This is a genomic window from Candidatus Pelagibacter sp. HIMB1611, assembly GCF_052047715.1.
GTDB lineage: Bacteria > Pseudomonadota > Alphaproteobacteria > Pelagibacterales > Pelagibacteraceae > Pelagibacter.
Window position 1 is genome coordinate 964,342 of the sequence record NZ_JBNAJM010000001.1, and the last position, 18,605, is coordinate 982,946.

The 18,605-nt window shown below is 32.2% G+C and carries 7 protein-coding genes; 5 read left to right on the plus strand and 2 right to left on the minus strand.

All coding sequences use genetic code 11. The features are described from left to right. From ACTTAS_RS05270 to ACTTAS_RS05290, 5 genes are all read left to right on the plus strand, one after another. Positions 1-2,004, plus strand: a complete 2,004-nt coding sequence (locus ACTTAS_RS05270) for a CHASE2 domain-containing protein (RefSeq protein ID WP_440678601.1) — start codon at positions 1-3, stop codon at positions 2,002-2,004. Beyond that, on the plus strand, positions 1,997-3,391 hold the full coding sequence (locus ACTTAS_RS05275) for a tetratricopeptide repeat protein (protein ID WP_440678602.1): 1,395 nt from the start codon (positions 1,997-1,999) through the stop codon (positions 3,389-3,391). The genes ACTTAS_RS05270 and ACTTAS_RS05275 overlap by 8 nt, the downstream gene beginning before the upstream one ends. Next, entirely contained in the window at positions 3,388-6,075 is a 2,688-nt protein-coding gene (locus ACTTAS_RS05280) for a FecR family protein (protein ID WP_440678603.1), read from the plus strand. The genes ACTTAS_RS05275 and ACTTAS_RS05280 overlap by 4 nt, the downstream gene beginning before the upstream one ends. 79 nt (positions 6,076-6,154) lie before the next feature. After that, complete coding sequence (locus ACTTAS_RS05285) at positions 6,155-7,771, plus strand: hypothetical protein (RefSeq protein WP_440678604.1); 1,617 nt, start codon at positions 6,155-6,157, stop codon at positions 7,769-7,771. Further along, positions 7,768-9,249 (plus strand): FecR domain-containing protein, encoded by a 1,482-nt coding sequence (locus tag ACTTAS_RS05290; RefSeq protein ID WP_440678605.1) that lies wholly within the window; start codon positions 7,768-7,770, stop codon positions 9,247-9,249. The genes ACTTAS_RS05285 and ACTTAS_RS05290 overlap by 4 nt, the downstream gene beginning before the upstream one ends. A gap of 2 nt (positions 9,250-9,251) precedes the next feature. Here the strand turns inward: ACTTAS_RS05290 and ACTTAS_RS05295 are convergent, their stop codons facing one another. Beyond that, on the minus strand, positions 9,252-14,936 hold the full coding sequence (locus ACTTAS_RS05295) for a LamG-like jellyroll fold domain-containing protein (RefSeq protein WP_440678606.1): 5,685 nt from the start codon (positions 14,934-14,936) through the stop codon (positions 9,252-9,254). Further along, the gene (locus ACTTAS_RS05300) at positions 14,936-18,604 is read right to left on the minus strand and encodes a PilW family protein (RefSeq protein ID WP_440678607.1); all 3,669 of its coding nucleotides are present in this window, start codon (positions 18,602-18,604) and stop codon (positions 14,936-14,938) included. The genes ACTTAS_RS05295 and ACTTAS_RS05300 overlap by 1 nt, the downstream gene beginning before the upstream one ends. Position 18,605: the final 1 nt, after the last annotated feature.

Genomic DNA, 18,605 nt, shown 5'->3' on the forward strand with positions numbered 1-18,605 from the left:
GTGAAAAATTTGAAAAAATACCTTGGGTTTATTTTTTTAGCGCTGTTAGTGCTAATTAAAATCCAGGACAGTAATTTTGTTAAACGAATAGAGAATATCTCATATGATATTTACCAGTCTATTTTTGAGGAAAATAGCGAGTTTAATGATGTTTTAATCGTTGATATTGATGAGAAAAGTATAGGTGAAATAGGCCAATTTCCCTGGAGAAGAGACGTTTTTGCTAAACTTGTTAACAAATTAGAGAATTTGGAAGCATCAGTAATTTCTTTCGATATTTTTTTTAGTGAAGAAGACAAACAAAATCCAAAAAAAATTTTAAAACAATTCAACATATCTAATGAAAATATTTTAGATTCTGACCAGTTGCTTTCGGATGCTATTAACAATTCCAATGTAGTTTTGCCAGTGTTAGGTGATGTTTCAATTTTTGATAAGATGAATAGTTCAAAACCGAAAACAAATTTAGTTTCTAGAGGTGGAGATGCTTCTAAATTTTTATACAATTTTAGAAACAAAATTACTTCATTAGAAGAAATAAATAATTCAGCTAAGGGAATTGGAAATATTTCTTATCTGGATAATCAAGATGGAGTTTTAAGATCTCTACCAATTTTATTAAAAATTGATGGTGATATTTGGCCAGCTTTAAGTTTGGAAACACTGAGACTACTTCATGACAATAAAAGTATTTTAGTAAAATCATCTGAAAGTGGAATTGAGGAAATTAAAACTAGAAAATATAAAATTAATACTGACCCTAATTCAATAGTGTATATAAATTATAAAAAATTTGATAAAGAAAAATATTTATCTGCAGTAGATATATTAAATGACAAAATTAGTAAAAATATTGTTAAAGATAAAATTATTTTAATAGGTAGTTCAGCTCAAGGAATTTTTGACTTCGTAAAAATACCGAGTGGCAAGGTAATTCCTGGAGTCGAGACTCATGCCCATGCTATTGAAAATATTATTAACAATGACTTCATTGTAAGAAATTTAACTACTGACATTGTTGAAAATATAATTTTATTATTATCTTTAATTTTAGTTTTAATTATTCCAAAAAAAATAAATCCAAAATTAAGTATTGTTTTTTATATTAGTTTAGTTTTTGGTTTAATATTGCTTAGTTTAGTTTCTTATCAATTTAATTATTTCGTAGATATTTTTTATACAATCTTAAGTTCTGCTTTGTTGTTTTTAATAACACTTTATTTTAGATATCTTCAAGAAAACGAAATCGCAATTGAAAACGAAAAAAAACAAATTGTTCTTAAAAAAGAAAGGGAGATTGCTGGTGAAGTTCAAAAAAAATTATTTCCAGTTGATTTTAAAGATAATGAAGTTTTGTATGCAAAAAATATACCTGCAAGAGATGTCTCGGGTGATTATTACGACTACATTCAAATAAATAATAATGAACTATATTTTACTCTAGCGGATGTTTCTGGAAAGGGAGTAAAAGCTGGAATTTTAATGGCAAATGCTGCAGCTGTGTTTAGGTCTATGGCAAGACTAGAAAAGCCAGTTTCAACAATAGCAAAATTTATAAATAATCAAGTAGCGGACTCTTCATATCAAGGAATGTTTATTACTGCTGTAATTGGAAAACTAAATATTGAAAGTAACGTAGTAGAATATATTAACCTTGGCCACGAACCTATAATGATTTTTGATAATAATTATAAATTTGACTATTTAAAATCTACATTGCCGCCTCTTGGGATAATGAAAATGGAAGAGGACAGCTTTTTTCAAACCTCTACAATTAATATAAAAGAAAAAAATTTGATGATTTATACTGATGGAGTTACTGAGGGGTATTTAGAAAACGGTGAAGAATTACAAGTTAAAGGGCTTGAAAAAAACCTTAAAAATCATGGTTTATTTAAGCCTCAAGAAATAATAGACAAATTAAGCACGCTACTAACAAATTCAAAAAAACCACTTAGAGACGATATAACTTGCATGGTTATTTCGGGGAAAAAAAATGAATAGATTTATATATTTGTTTTTGCTTCTTACAATTAACTCGGTTGCTAAAGCTGAAGTTACTTATACAGAAATATTAAAACAACCAACTGATCTTAAACTAAATCTTAGATATGCAAAAGAACAAGAAAATCTTGGTGAATATAAAAATGTAATTGCTACTCTTGAGAGATTGACTGCTTTATATCCTGAAAACATAGATCTAAAATTATATCTATTATCAATTGCAGTTAAGACAGATAGTACAGAGAAAGTACTCAGGTTAGTGACTGAAATAAGACAATCGAATGAAATTGATGAAAAAACTAAAAAAAGAGTAGCACAGGTATTTGATGATATTAATAAAAAGAAAATTAATGAAAACAAATCAGAAGCAAGACAACAAGCAAGAGATATTGTAAACGAAGCCGAAAAAGATAGAGAAAAATCAACAAAAGTATCTAAATCAAATTGGACTTTTTATCAGGATTTTGGTTGGAAAACAGCGTTGCATTCTAACGTTGGAAGTATTTCAAATACTAAAACTAAATATTCTTCTGGAACAATTGTTAACATGACAGGTACTGAAGGTGATAATATTGAAACTATTAATTCAATGTTGGGGGCAATTTATCAAATAAATGATAACTCAAATCTAAATCTTTCTTTAGGTACTTCAAGTTCAGAACAAAATAAAGCTACATCTGATGAAAATGATACAAATAGTTTTTCAACAAGTTATAGTAATTTTTCAAACAAAAATACATTTAGTGCATCAGTTTCATTAACAGACACAAACTCTAGGAGAGCTGCTGATTCTATTTCAAGAAGTTTCAATTTAAGCAATACCTATAATTTAATTGATAACCATAAAATATTGTCTGGTTTAATTTTATCAGATACTAGAGGTAATCAAAATCCTTCAAACTCAACAAAAAGAGAGACTAATACTTTTAAAAAAGGATTTAATATTGGATACCAATATATTTTTAGCCAGCAACAATCTTTAACATTAAAATATGCATTTAATGAAACTGAGGCAATTGCAGATTATAACGGTCTTACTGATGACTCTGTCACAGTTTCTTACTCAAAAAACTTACCAATTGGTAATTTGGGCTTAAGTTATACAAAAACTGATAAAGAATATAATCAAGTAGACACATTTGTGCATCCATCAATTGTCAGAAACGATGATGTTGAAAATTACTCTATTTCATTAAATGGTGGACTAGGGCAAATTTCTAATTCAATTAAACTGTTAAAAGCGTCTGATAAACTTCAAAATTTCCTTAATACATTTACTTACAGTATCTCTTGGTCTGAAACTAATAATAATAGTAACTGGCTACAAAATGATTATGAAAAAGAAACATTAAATTTTAGTTTATCAAAAAGAGTTTATTTTAAATGAAAAACACATATAAGAAAATTCCAATGAAAATAATCTATTCTTTAATTTTATTAATTTTACTAAACATTTCTAATTCTTTTGCTAAAGAAATTGGAATTATTGGTTTTGTGGTTGGAAATGCCTTCAACCAAGATGGGAAAAAACTGAATGTTGGTGATCCAGTATATTTTGGTGACACAATCAATACTGAAGATGGAGGCAAATCTCAGATATTATTTATAGACCAAACAGTTATGACTGTGGGATCTAGTACAGAATTGACAATTGATGAATTTATTTTTGATCCTGAAAGTGCTGATGGAAAATTATTATCTACTATAAAATCTGGAAGTGTAAAAATTCTTACTGGAAAAATAAGTGAAAAAAATCCAGAAAATTTAGTTGTTGAAACTCCTGCTGGAACAATAGGAACTAGAGGTACTGAATTTAAAGCGGCAGTTGATCCAAATACAACTAAAAGCAAAATATTACTTATTGGTCCAGGACCAAAAAATTCACTTGGACTTAGACCTGGTGCTGTAGAAGTTTCAAATGCAGCGGGAACAGTTCTTCTAGACAAACCTTATTTATTTACAGAAGTTAATCAAAATACTGCTCCAAGACAACCTGTTATCGTATCACAAAATGAGTTAAAAAAATTTCAGGAGCTTGAGATAGAGCCAGAAATTGAAGTAACAGAAAATGAGGAGACAGAGGAAACTTTGCTAGCTCAAACAGAAGAACAAGTTGAGGATATTAAAGAGTTAATCCAAGCAGAAATTTTTGGTGAAGATCAAGAATTAGGTGATCTTGTCTTAGATACTTTGGTGACTGCACTTTCTAAAGATGATGGAGGTATCACTGCTCAACTACTTGGAAAATCATTTTTAAACAGTGGAGAAGTTATACCAAGAGCGTTGATACCTGATGACGTAAAAAATGAATTACCAGATGGTATAGATATAAATTCACCTGAGGCAGATGCATTCTTTGCAAACGAATTGCAAAATGAAATTGAAAAAGCAATGCTTATTTCTGCAAGAATAGAAGATGTAGATTTTGTTCCAACAGAATTTAATCAATTTAATGCAGGATTTAATGACATTAAAGTTCCTGTCTTTAATGATCAAACTGGCGATGTAGTATTTTTAGAAATGGGAGATATAGATTTTAAACCACAGTTTGCGAATTTTCCTGGAGATAGAAATAATTTAATTGAAAATTTTATACCCGAACAAATTATTTTAAAAGGTCAAGATGGAATAGCAATTGATTTAGAAAAAGGTCAATTTTATGAACAACAAATTGATCCTCAAATGGATGCTCTTAATCAAAGATTTGAAACAGCACTAAAGTCTGGAGCTTCACCAGAGGAATTAGATCAAATAATTTTTGAAATGGATAATGTAATGTTTGAAGCAAATCAATCTATAGAGGCTTTTGGTTTGGCATCAATAGAGGGTCAATTTGGAAATGATTTTAAATTAGATGTATTTACTAATGAGGAATTTAATCAAACAAAAGAAAGTTTTATATTTGATACAAATAAATACTCTCAAAATTGGATAAATGCTGGTGATGAAGGATTGGTTCCAATATTTCAATTGGATGGAAGCGTGACTTTTGTCGAAGAAGATCAGGCAGATATTGCTTGGCAAGAAGTAGATCAACAATATGAACAACAATTTGCACAACAATTTCCAGAAATTTATGAAGCAGAAAAGAGAGCTGAAGAATTGGCACAAAAAGCAGATCAGGAAGCAAATTTATTATATTCTAGAGTAGATCAAGCTATACAAGCTGGAGCTTCTGAGGAAGAAATAAATGAACTGTATACAAAAATTGATAGTCAATTAAATGAGATTTATTTAGAAGTAGATGAAGCTTTTCAACAAATTGCTCTTGCTGAAATAAAAACCGAAGTAATAGAAATTGGTGCAAACGAAATAATTTCAGAAAGCAAAGTAGAAGAAAAAGAACTTCCTGAAGAAGAAATAAAACTTGATAGAAATTCAGAAGTTGAAAATAAAGAGGAAGAGGTTCTACCTAGTTTTGAATTATCATTAAGAGGATATTTAGATTTAGCTTATGGAAATGAAATAAAAATTAATGATCCTCTTGTATTAAACACTGAAAGCTACAAAATAGGTACTACTACTTACTCAGACTTAAATACTAAAACAAGTGGCACAGAAACCTTTACTGGTACAAGTACAACGCTTTATGTGGATACTGCAGGTGGTAATGCAGCAACAGCAGTTGATAACCCAGGAGACACTGCAGGATCTTTTACTCCTACTCATACTATAAATTATAGCACAAGAACTATTAATCAAGGCATTGTTGCTACTGATGTGCAAATAGGAAGTGCCTCAGCTAGAGATTTTACTATTGATAAAGATATCACATATAACTCAAGATCTTCAGGAAATGTTACACCCGCATCTTCATTTCAAGTAGATAGTAGCAGCAACATTACTGATATAAATAATTCTATAACTGGAGACATAAGTAAAACATTACCTTCAAGTGGTTATAATGACGGTACAAATGCAAATTATTTTGTAACTGTAGAGTCAAATTTTGAAAACTTGTCTGGAAAATCTTTTGCAGACTCAGTTTCAACTACTGTCACTGTTCAAACAAAAGACTCTGATGGAACAACTAATCAAATATCAGGCACCTCAAGTAATGGAAGAGATTAGGTAAATTTATAATTACTAAATATAAGAGTTGACGTAATCGCACTACCTCTCTAATGATTTTTAATTTTTAAAAGCTACTATGAAATTACCAATCTTTCTTATTTTTATATTTATTTCAATCACTAAGGCTCATGCAAATTTGGTTTTAAGTGAAGTTTTAAATAAACCAGAAGATCTTGAACAAGCATTTTTATTTGTTGATCAAGAAAAAGATAACAAAGTTAATGAGGCAATTTATGCGCTCGAAGTTTTAAAAAAAGTTTACCCAGAAAATTTAGAGATCAAAATAAAACTATTTTATCTTTATGAAAAAAATCAAAATGAGACAGAGTTAAAAAAGTTATTAAATGAGTTAAAGGAATTTGAAAACGTTCCAAGTTATATTGTAAGTAAAATAAATGAATTAATTGTTTCAGAAAATAAATCTGAGAAAGAAAATTTACAGATATCAAATGATAATTCTAAAGGAATAAAATATTCTGAAATTCTTAATAATCCAACTGATCTTGAATTAAATTTAAGATTTGCAAAGGAGCAAGAAAGTTTAGGAAATTATAAAACTGTTATTGCAACTTTAGAAAGACTATCTGATCTATACTCAGAAAATTTAGATTTAAAATTATATTTATTGTCAATATCGTTAAAAATAGATTCTAAAGAAAGAACAAAAGCAATTATTGATGAAATAAAACAGAGTGAAAAATTAACAGCTGATATCAGAGAGCAGCTTAACTCACTAACTCAAACTTTAGAAAATCAGAAGAAACCTAGAGATGAAAATGACTGGATTAGATATGTAGATTTTGGTGTTAATCTTGCAGAAGAAAACAATGTTAATACTGTTTCAAATTCAAAAACATTATATATCAGTGATAGTTTAAGTAATTATGCTGCTGACACTATTTACGAAGATTCTTATAGTGACATCTTTATAAGAACAGGCGCTTTTAAAAAACTATCTGATACTTCTAATTTAAGTTTAAGTTTAGGTAAAAATGTAACAAGACAAAATAGAGACAAGAATAAAGAAAATGATCTAGATTCTTTGTTTGTTAATTACAATAAACAATTCAATAAAAATTATACGTCCGCTTTCTTTTCAATAAATAACAATAATTTTGTTAATGATGCTGAAAATGTAATTTATAATTTTACTCTTGAAAACAGATATCTAACTAAACCAAATCAAAATCTATTAGTATCTTCAAATATAGGTATTACAGATTATAGAACAGATACTACCTTTAGTTCTGCAGATAATAAAAATAATACTTATTATGGACTTGCAACGGGTTATGAATATTTTTTGAGTAATATCAATAATATAAAATTTAAATTAGGTATAAATCAATATAACGCTAAGCTAGACTCTTATGGATATGAAAATAACTTTTATACTATTTCAAATTCGGGAAAAATTGGATTTTTAAATTATACAATTTCTCATTCAAATAACTCAAATAAATATGATAAATCTGACACTTTTGTAAAAAGCGATACGGTCAGAGATGATGAGATTGTAACAAATAGTGTTACACTTTCTGGAAATTTAGAAGATCTAATAAAGAATAGGTATATAAAGAATGTTTTTTACAATCTTTCTTATTCTGATATAGAGTCGACCTCAAATATCCTTAACTACGACTATGATAAGGAAATAATTAAATTTGGATTAACAAAAAGGATGATGTTTTGAAGAAAATATTAGCTCTAATTTTAACCCTATTTTTTATCAGTCATTCAGTTGCTGATGAGAAAATTGTAGGTGCAATTACATTATCGATTGGAAAAATTACCAATCAAAAAGGAGAAATTTTAAAAGCTGGAGATAAAATTTTCTTTGGAGATGAAATTATTTCTGATGGAAAATCTAAATCTCAAATAATCTTTTTAGACGAGACCGTTCTTACAATCGGAGAAAAAACATCAATAACAATAGATGAATTTGTTTTTGACCCAAGTACATTGGACGGCAGTTTTTTAGCTACACTTAATGAAGGTAGTGTAAAAGTTTTAAGTGGATTAATTAATCAGAAAAACCCTGAAAAATTAGAAGTTAAGACTGCAGCGGGAACAATAGGTTCAAGAGGTACAGAGTTTCAAACAATTATAGATGAAGAAGATAATGCACAAGTATTGCTAATTGGTCCTGGAGAGGACAACACTTTAGGATTACGACCAGGTGCGGTAGAAGTTGCAAATGAACTTGGAAGTGTATTATTAGATACACCTTTTTCATTCACTCAATTATCTTTAAACCAAATTCCAACTCCTCCAGTTGAAATTACACAGGAACAATTACAACAATTCCAAAATTTCTTAGATGTTAAAGCAAATCTTGATGTTCAAGATGTAGAGAGTGCAATTAAAGAAGGTTTATTTGATGATCAACAAATAAGCGGAAATGAAATAATAGGTGAAATAGTTACGACTGCCCTTAATTTAAGTGATGGTGGATTAACTTTTGATCAAATTGCAGAAGTACTAGGTGTTGATGTTGTAGATATCATTGGCGAGGAAGGTCAAGCTGAATTTGAAAACGAGTCAGCAGAAAACCAAATTGCGATGGCAAACGCTGAAGGCGGAGACGGTCTAGCATATATATTACGTTATGGTGGTACCAATTTAGGACAAACTAATTACGGAGATTTTCAAGGAATTACTTCAGGAACTTATACTTATACAGGTAACAATATTAATATGGCAGCAACTAAAGGAACTGGTTCTGGGACTTTTAGTGGTGTAACAACAGTTAACTTTGCATCACAAACAATTAATAATACTTATTCAGGAACATTATCTTTAAACGGTAATGCAGATGTAGATTTTAGTTATTCTTTTACAACTGATTACTCTAGTGGATCAGCATCTACATCCATGTGGGGAAAAAATAATGGGATTTTTAGTATAAATAATTCAAATGGTACAACCGCTACAACAACTAAATCAGGTGAAGCAGGATTTACTCCAACTGACTTTGCTACTAATGCTTCAAGTTATTATGCTGATGCCGCAACGGATTTCTTTAATGTTCAAATGAATGGATCTCCAAATCCATCAACTGGTTCTGTAGCAACAATTGCTTTAAATGTTACTGACTATAAAACAGATGGAAGTGATACAGAAAATACAATAGATGGCCAAAGAACTGGAATTATGCCATCAAGAAATTAAAACTATCTATTATTCCAAGATATAGGTGTAACCGTAACAGCGTTTCTGCTTCCAATAGCTTTTACAATTCCAATTTCTTGATTCAATGTAGTATCTCCATACACTAGCTTAATTTTAATTTTTCTATTTCCTGGGGTAAAATCACTAGTATCAGTACTTTGATAATAAACTTTCTGAAGTTCGTCTCGCCATTGTTGAATGGTTGCAACCTCACCAGAAGGTGATGTAATTTTTAACGGTGAATTACTAGAAGCTACAAAATCAGCTGTTTTAGACCATCCTGAAGATAATGCTAAATCACCACTGGTATCAACTTTAACAGAGTCCTCATCGCTTATAAAAATACTATTATCACTTCCATCATTGTAAAAAGAAATTTCAGCTCTTTCAGGACCTAATAGCACATTAATATCATTATCATCTTCTTCAATATCAGCACCAGTAAAATCTCCTACACTTCCTCCATATCTAATGATGAAACCTTCAACATCGGAGCTAGCCATACCACCTCTAGTCATAATTCCGGTAGTAGATGCAGAGCTAGTCTGTTGGAAAACGAGATAATCATTTGTATTAGCAGCTGGATGAGAGCTAATCCAGTTTGCAGCAGTAAAAGGTCCTACTCTAACACTAGCCTGACTAGACCTCGTAGAAGTTACACCGCAACTTGCTTCATTTTCTAAATTATCTCTAATGTCGTCTGCGTCATCCAAATCAATATCTAATCTTAATCTCCAAAACTCTTTGTCCTTCCAAGGTCCAGATGTATATCTCCAAAATCCAGATCTAAAAATTCCACCCTGACATTCATCTGTTCCATTGACCCAAACTTGTTTATCATCAGTTACACCAAGCTCTTCAATTGCATCTAGATCCGCGGATGTTGTAACATTAGCTAAATAACCTTGAATACCACAAAGATTTTGATAGCTCGCTTGAAAATTTGCTTGATTGTAACTTAACTCAGTATCTTTTAACTGATAATAATGTTCAGCGTTACTTGGCTTTTGAATATCTCCTAACAATACTTCTATTTCTCTTGTTCCATCAGCAGATGCATTATGTTCAAAATACATAGATTTAATTAAATCAACATAATTTTTACAAGTTGCATCTCCAGATAAAGTAACCTCACTAGTTTCATTTCCTGTAGCAGTTAAATTAACTGCATTAAGTTCCTCTGAGCCTACCACAAGCTTGTCACCAGTTTCAGCTCCTGATTTTATTTTCACAATGGCTTTTGTTACCCTCCTATCAAAAAGTTTAATTACTCTTTTTGTAGCTATTCTAATATTAGGATCTTCATCATTTTCCATACCCCCATATTCTAAAACTAATCCTCTTATTGAATAATTAAAGTTATTTGAGTAACTTGCACTCCAATTGTGTAAATCATTCCATGTCAGCTCATCATCGTCATCGAAATGAGTTCCTAATAAATGAATACCATGTTCTGTTTGTGCAACATTATTAGGTTCTCCAGTTCCATTCCAATTTCTAAATGGCATTCCATCAACAAACACTTCACCAATTTGTTGACCTTGAGGATCATTAGAACCAGCTGTAACACCTCTTTCCCAGGTTCCATTGTTAGCAGAAGGTGTTCCAGAAGCTGTTCGTGTTGGAGCAAAAGCCAAACCTCTTCCATTCCATAACATGCCTTCAGGTCCAGTCATCCATCTCCATACAGGACATTCTGTGCTTGTTACCGTATCATCAACGTTTGTAAAAGAATCTGTAAAATATCTTTTTGTATTATTGCCTGTAATTGCTGCATTTGAAGACAAAGCTATTTTCGGATCTTTATAAAACAATGTTAAACCAGACTGAGATTGGGGGTTTGCATTTGATGCAGTTAGTGATGAAGATCCTTTTCTGTAATATTCATTCTGATACCCTTCCAATACCCACATTTGAGCTGAACTTGCTGTATAATTAGACCAAGACGTAGAATTTATATTATTTCTAGTATCTAAATCGACAAGTCTGAATGTTGTGTTGGAAACAACCCTAACTCTATAAAATCCAGTTGCTAGCTGTGTCATACCATCAACATTCATTTGATTAGCAGTGCTAATATCTGCAATCTTAATGATATCATCACTGGTAAGCCCATGTGCTGAACTTGTTGTAATTAATGCCGGATTATCTTTTGATATCGATGTAATTGTTCTTGCTGTTGTTGTTTGATATTTTTCAACTATGTTTCTAACATATCTCGTACTAGCACCATAAGTTTGGCCATTTCTATAAAACGGTATATTTTCAAAATCTCGTAAAGCCTGAAAATCAGCTGTTGCTTGAGCTCTATTAGATCTTTGTCGGAAACCACCACATTTATTTAAATTAGCTACGGTATTTGCGTTATCCGACATAGCTAATCCACCCATCCATCCGTTACCAACTGCTTTAGTTGTAATGATATCATTTTCAGACTCACTTGTTATAGTTGCGAGGTATCCACTTTTTCCAAAATAATCTAATTGTCTAGATAAAGAGAACGCTTCATTCATTCTTCTATTTTTATTATTGTATAGGTTTTGACTTGAATTAGCGGTTCCATCTGGTCTAGCAGGAAACTCATAAAATTCGTAGAAGTGATTATATCCATCTCTATGCTCTTCAACATGAAGAGGACCCAAAGAAAATAAAATTGTTCTTTCTCCAAGTGAGGCTGTAGTAGTTTCAGCATCTTCACCTTCTGTGCCGTCTGAACCATCTGTTCCTTCATAAGCATAAGGGTTTGCTCCTTCTTCTGCATCTACTTCTTTTGAATTGTAATATTTTATAGACTCAAATGCTTGTGTCCAAACATCTACATCTGCACACGGTGCATCAGACTCGTCACCTTCATACATAGTCCAATTATGTGGATTATAAATAGTAGGAGTTTGAGTTAAATCTAAAGAAGAACCACCAGTTATCGTACCACCTGAAGTATTTTTCCAAACTCTATTATTAAACCAAACAAAATCATTAGCTGAATAAGTTGATGTTGAGCTCCAATCATTTGGTTTACCAGAATGAACCATAGTAAGGACTCCTGTGTAGGCATTCCAACCTGGATAATCATCAGTCGTGTCATGATCTACAGAAGATGAAGATGTGTCACCTGTTATTGCTGAAGGATAATCTTCAGCACCAGTATCAAGTTTTAAATAATCTTCTATTACGTCTGGGTTGGTGTCTGCATCAAGATCTAATAAATCTCCATCACTGTTTCCATCTACTGGAGCTACATATGTGTCTGCTTCTATAGTGGCTCTTGCAACACAAAAATTATGGCCACTAATATCTATTTCATCTGCATCGTCAGTGTCACCATCTTGGTTAATATCATGCTCTAAGCTAAAATGATCAAAACCTCCATATTCAACAACATAACCAGTAATACAATCTAGTCCTCCAGAACTACAATTTGGAATTCTTCTTAAATCATTCCAACCTCCGTTGGTTCTACCGCTTCTATTTATTTCCATATCAGCATATGGCTCTGCTGAATTATTGGGCTCACCACTTTGCCAGTTTGTATAGGAAACACTCATTCCCATTAAAGGTCCTGACTCTGATTGCATATTAGCTGCATTCGAGGTTGGATTTCTCCAATCTGAGTTTGATAGCCAAATATAGTGTTGATCACTAGATTGATCTAATCTTGTGCCATAGTAATTTTCTCTGGTTTCTCCAGCGGCAACATGAAAAGGGGTAACTCCAGTGCAGCCAGACTGAGTACTGCTATTGCACATTACAGCATCTTTAATAAATTCATTTTCTTCAGCACTTTCTATAGAAACCAAATATCCTCGCATACCTCCACAAGTAGATTGCTCAGCTCTTCTTTTTGCTTCCCACCAGTCAATTGAGTCACCATTGTAACCTAAATCAGAAGTTACATTTGGTGCAGTTGAAAAATATTTATAATAATGACCATAACTATTATCATTTACAGTTGAGGTAAACTGTACACCGTCACAATCACTGCCTAATACTTCAGACCAATCATCCTCAATAAAATCGTCACCAGCTGATTTTCCATCATCTTTTTCTAGGAAATACAATTTATCTTCAAATTCTGCACAGTCTCCTTCAGAGTATGACGAGGCTGCACTGAAATCTGTAAATGAATTAGAGTTACTACATTGCTCCATAGACCTTTTAAAAACATAAAAGTTTGTATTAGTATTATCTTTGGTTTGAATTTTAATATCTCCAGTAACTCCTTCTTGTGCAATATAATTATTTAAAGGTGTGATTAATGGAGTACCTTCTTGACCAGTTAGATCGTTTAAGTCTTCCTCTGTGAGTGCAATTTTACCGTCTCCTACATCTCCTTTTTGAACTGGGGCTGAAACAATTAATTCAAGAGGAACAATTTGTTCTTGAGGTCCTTTTCCACATGATAAAATTTTGTAGTAAACAACATCTTCTCCGGGTGGAACATTGATCGACGGTGCATCGTCTGTTGTTGATGTAACTGGATATTTGACAATTTCTGTTTTCCATAAAGTTCCTTTATTTCCAATACCATAAATCGTTGCATCATTTTTTCTATCAGCTGCTCTTGAGGTATTAAAATCTTTAGCAGTATTACCTGATCCTTCATTAAACTTATAATACGAGACTAATCCTGGTTCAGAACCTGTTAATCTTCTTCTATTATTGTTTGCAATGTCAGTGCCTGATCTTGATACATTCCATATTCTCATTTCAGCAATATTACCAAGCCAAGGAACACTTTGAATTTTTGGATCTCCAGTCAAATAACTACTAGGATTAAAGCCAGCTAAACCTTCTCCGATTGCTAAAGGCCAAAAATCTCCTTCTGGTAATGTCTCAGGAGGATTAGTATAACCAGATTTAGGTCTAGCTCCTATATCTGCATTATATGTTCCGCTTAAAGTTCCATTTTGGTAAATTCTTACATTACCAGTATCAGTACTACCTGGTGTACCTCCATCCCATACCCATGCAATGTGAACCCACTCATCTTTAACAGGAGATCCAATATCTCCTTGATCATCCAAAACAACTTCTCCAAGTCTTGGAGACCACTCATCATTTTTAACTTTAAATACTAAATCCCAAGTTCTACCCCATTCAAAAGCATGCATGTCATAAGTAGATCCTGGCTGTTTATTTTGTATCCACATTTCAATTGTAAATTGATCGTTTGGAAAATCTTTAAAGTTTTCAACAAGCGCAAAAGATCTGTCTGTGTAAGTAGTATCTTTTTCAGTATTATTTTTTGAACCTTCTGCTGAGAAATAAATAGATCGAACTACATCTGCATGCCTTTGAACAAAAACCTCATAAGACATATCTTCAAATTTTGGATCATCTGTTCCAAGATTTGCATTTATTCTTTTTGCATAATAAACATCTTCACTAGAATTGGTAAAACCATGCCTATTAAGGCATTTATTATCTGAGTCAGCAACATTAAGGGTATTTTGAATATCAACTAGAGTAAAACTATTTGAATTTAGCTGATCAGTGATCCATTTCTGACCTTCTTGTAATCCTGTTTCTGCAGCAAGATTTACTTGTTGCATAACTGAATTTCTTGAAACACTTTTTAAATCATTGTCATAATAAAAAAACATTGCTCCCGTCATAATTGACAATGCTGAGACGACAGCAATCACAAATACAAGGACAAAACCTTTTTCGTTTTTTTGTTTTTTCATTATGAGTCGCTCCAAAGTTGCTGTCTATCAATATAACTATGAGTTTCCTTACATCTATTCGACAACATTCCAATAACAACATCCTCTCCATCAACTGTCACTGTTTTCTCAGATATTTTCACAGACGGTTGAACTGACCTTTCAGGATATTCAAATGTAATTACAGCCTCATCTAAGCTTGTAGTTAGCGGGACTGTCTGTCTCCTAAATACTTTCTCTCCTTCTTTTCCTTGAATATAACCCTCAATGGTCATTGCTGCTTTTGTTTTATAAACAGTGATATTTTCCATTGCTGTTTCTGAGCAATCAACTCTATCTACATATACTTTTTCTGTAGTAGTTAATTGGTTTCCTCTTAAATCTGTAGCAACAATTCTTATAGAGAAATATTTTTTATTTGAAGGTAAATTGGACCATCTAATGTCACTATCATCATTTAAAACTAAATAAAATTTATCATCTTTTTGGTCAATTCTAAATCTACTTCCGTGATCTACATCTTTGTCTGAATCATCATTTGGAACCTCACCAAGATTAAATCTCACAAAATCATGTGTATCAGGTTCTTGGGTGCTGGTAGCATAAATCTCACCTACTATTAGATCTTTGTTATCATCCTCAGCAATATCAAAGTCATTATTATCTGTGATGGCTGTACCATCTGCTTCCTTAAACGAAACTCCTGTTGGTGTAGTATTTCCAATATTAAAACCAATATAAACCTTTTTTATGTCTGAAATTCTATTATTAGAAGTATCTTCTGTTTGAACTGCGTAATAAAAAGAATCCTCTTTTGGTGTACCATCATTAAAACCAACTGCATAAGCTTGATATCTGAAAGAACCATCGGCAAAAACATAAACAGTATTTCCTGCTGTAGTTGTTACTGTTGCTCTAGCACCACTGTAAGAATCCTTATCTTGAGTATCATACATTTCTCCTATATTTGGAAGTTCTGTATTATTAGCCCAAACTGCTGTGGTTGCTCTCCACTCCCCACTCAACCTGCAATTCATAGATCTATCAGAACCATCTACACTTTGTGTTTTAATTGAACCTGTTTCATTTGTTCCTCTGCCACCAATTTGTGCACAGTTAGCTGATGAATTTGACTGCACCAAAACTTCTATGTGCTCTCCAAAGGGATCGTAAGATTTACTTAGCAAACCATATATTCTGTTAACTGTAAAATAGTCTTCGTCCATGTAATAATATAAGTTTTGTGCTTTAGGCATTGGTTTATTTCCATCAGTTTTGTCCGGGATAAACCTTGGTAACCTTGCAATTTGAATATTAGAATACCTATTGTCAGGTTGTGAAAAAGAAACTATTGCAACTGAACCTTTTTGAAATCTTTTAAACCCTTCTGTTGTTAATTCTTCGGTATCATCATCTCCACTTGGCAGAGTAATAGCAGTTGGTGTTGTATCTTCATTATAAGGCCAAGCAGATAAAGTATGATCAAATAAATCTCCATCACTATCAAATCTATAATCAAATGCTGTGAACCTTTGACTGTTGCTGTTAGCAACATGTGGTTTGTTATCTATGTTAGCTCTAAATTTATTTGGATGGTATGTCAGAGTAATAGTATTTTTAACTCCAGTATTTTTTCCGTGTCCACATCCCCATTTATGAGTTGCACCAGGATTGTAACTAATTCTTGAAAATGAACTCCCTCTATTATTACAGTTCCTAGAACCAGTATTTGCTGGTCTGGTACTATCAGTTCTCATGAAAAGTCTATTGTATCCATTCTCATTGAAATCAGACATTTTTGATGAATTGGGAGTAGACCATCCCGTTAACCTATTCATATCAGCATGTGATAGATAGGATCCTTCATTATAACCACAATTTCTAGTGTGATCGAACTCATAACCTTTGAAATGATGTAGATGGATAGCAGATCTATTACCTTGTGCCCCCCACCAAGACCATAAATACATATCATAAACAAGATCTGCTGGCTCACCCCACCATTCATTTTTTTCAGAAGCAGATAAACCATCCCATTCTGTTTTATCGCTACTTCGTAATGAGTTTCTTAATTTAGATGCACTAAATCCAGATGTGCCATTTAAACTTTCATAATCAATTCCAGCACAAGCTCTAATTCTACCATCTGGCCAAGTTTTTTGAACTACGCTAGGTCTTTGATATCCTGCTGCAAATCCTAACATGTCGTCATCCATCCATGCACTCATATCATGGTTACAATCTGGATAACCACCGGAACAAATCATTCCTTTTAAAACGAAAGAGTCATATTCCTCAGTAGAAGCTAAAAAAGAAGGAGATGCTAAATTTTGCTGTATATAAAATGATCTTCCATCATCTGTTAAATCGTAATTAGGACCTCCATTATAACTTGATGTTCCTTTTCTCTCATAATTTGCATCTCCATAAGTAAAACCTTTTGCTTCCCAAGTATGCAAATTTACATCAGAAAATTGAGGTGCATCATACTTCATTACTCTCACCTTATAATCTTTGTACGCCTCATTTTGATCTTCCCAAGGTTGACTATCACAACTTGTATCCAGATCTGCTTTTAACCTAATCGTAAAATCTTGGTAACCGTCAGAGTTAAAAGTGTAATTTGTATCTAAATTATCTAAAGTGCCCTCAAGAGTTAATGATCCATCCCATTCACCATCATCAGCAGAATTATTATTATTTAAATCATCATATCCAGATGTTACGGTAAGACCTGGGGGTAAATTAGCGGCAACTGTGGTTGTAACCAACTTTAATCTCATTTCGTCATGGCTAACACTTGGTATTCCAGTGATTGCAGGTGGTTTTTCTGAATTAAAAACTATTGCATCGTGTGTCCTAGTAAGACTTGTCCCTCCAACTGTTTCACCTTGATGAAGGATGATAATATCATCAGAGGTTGTAAAGTTTGCAAGCTGAATATCTCTTGTAAGATTGTTTGCGCACTGAACTTTTAAACTACCAGTAAAAGGTATAACAGCTGTCCTATTTTCATGAAGATCTTCTTCATCATAAACATAATAAGTTTTTCCACCAAAATTTAAATTTCTCATGTAAGCAGAAGCTGTATATTTTTCTGTTACTTTTTCATCTTTAGAGACAAGAGTGATCTCAAAATCAATATGCTTACTTCTAATTCTAATTCCAATTTCTTCAAAAAACTGGGCAACAGGCATCCAGTCTGCATCGACTGTTGTATTGGCAGTATCATCTTCGTCACAATTTGTTGTGTTCCAAACTTTTTTCTTTAATACAGTTTTATCAGTAATTGGAGAGTATGGGGCTTTTAACTCGTACTTAATTAATTTTCTTTGAATATTCCCACTATTATCCTCGGTATCAAAACAAAATGATACAATTTCTCCAAACTCAGTATCATCTGCAACTTCTGTACCATCTGTATTTAAAACCTTTACTGGTACTTGAACTTCACCATCGGTACTATCAGGATGTTTATAACCAGCCATCTTGCTGTCGTGTTGTAAAACATGTAATGCAAATCTCGCCTCTTGTTTCATATTATTGTGATTGATTTGTCTGACAAATGTGCCCTGAAAATTATTATAAATTGTGTAAGTTGCTCCCATTACGATTGTAGAAACAACGACGGCAACTAAAGCTTCAGTAAGAGATAATCCTTTTTGAGTAATAAATTTTTTTAAATTCATT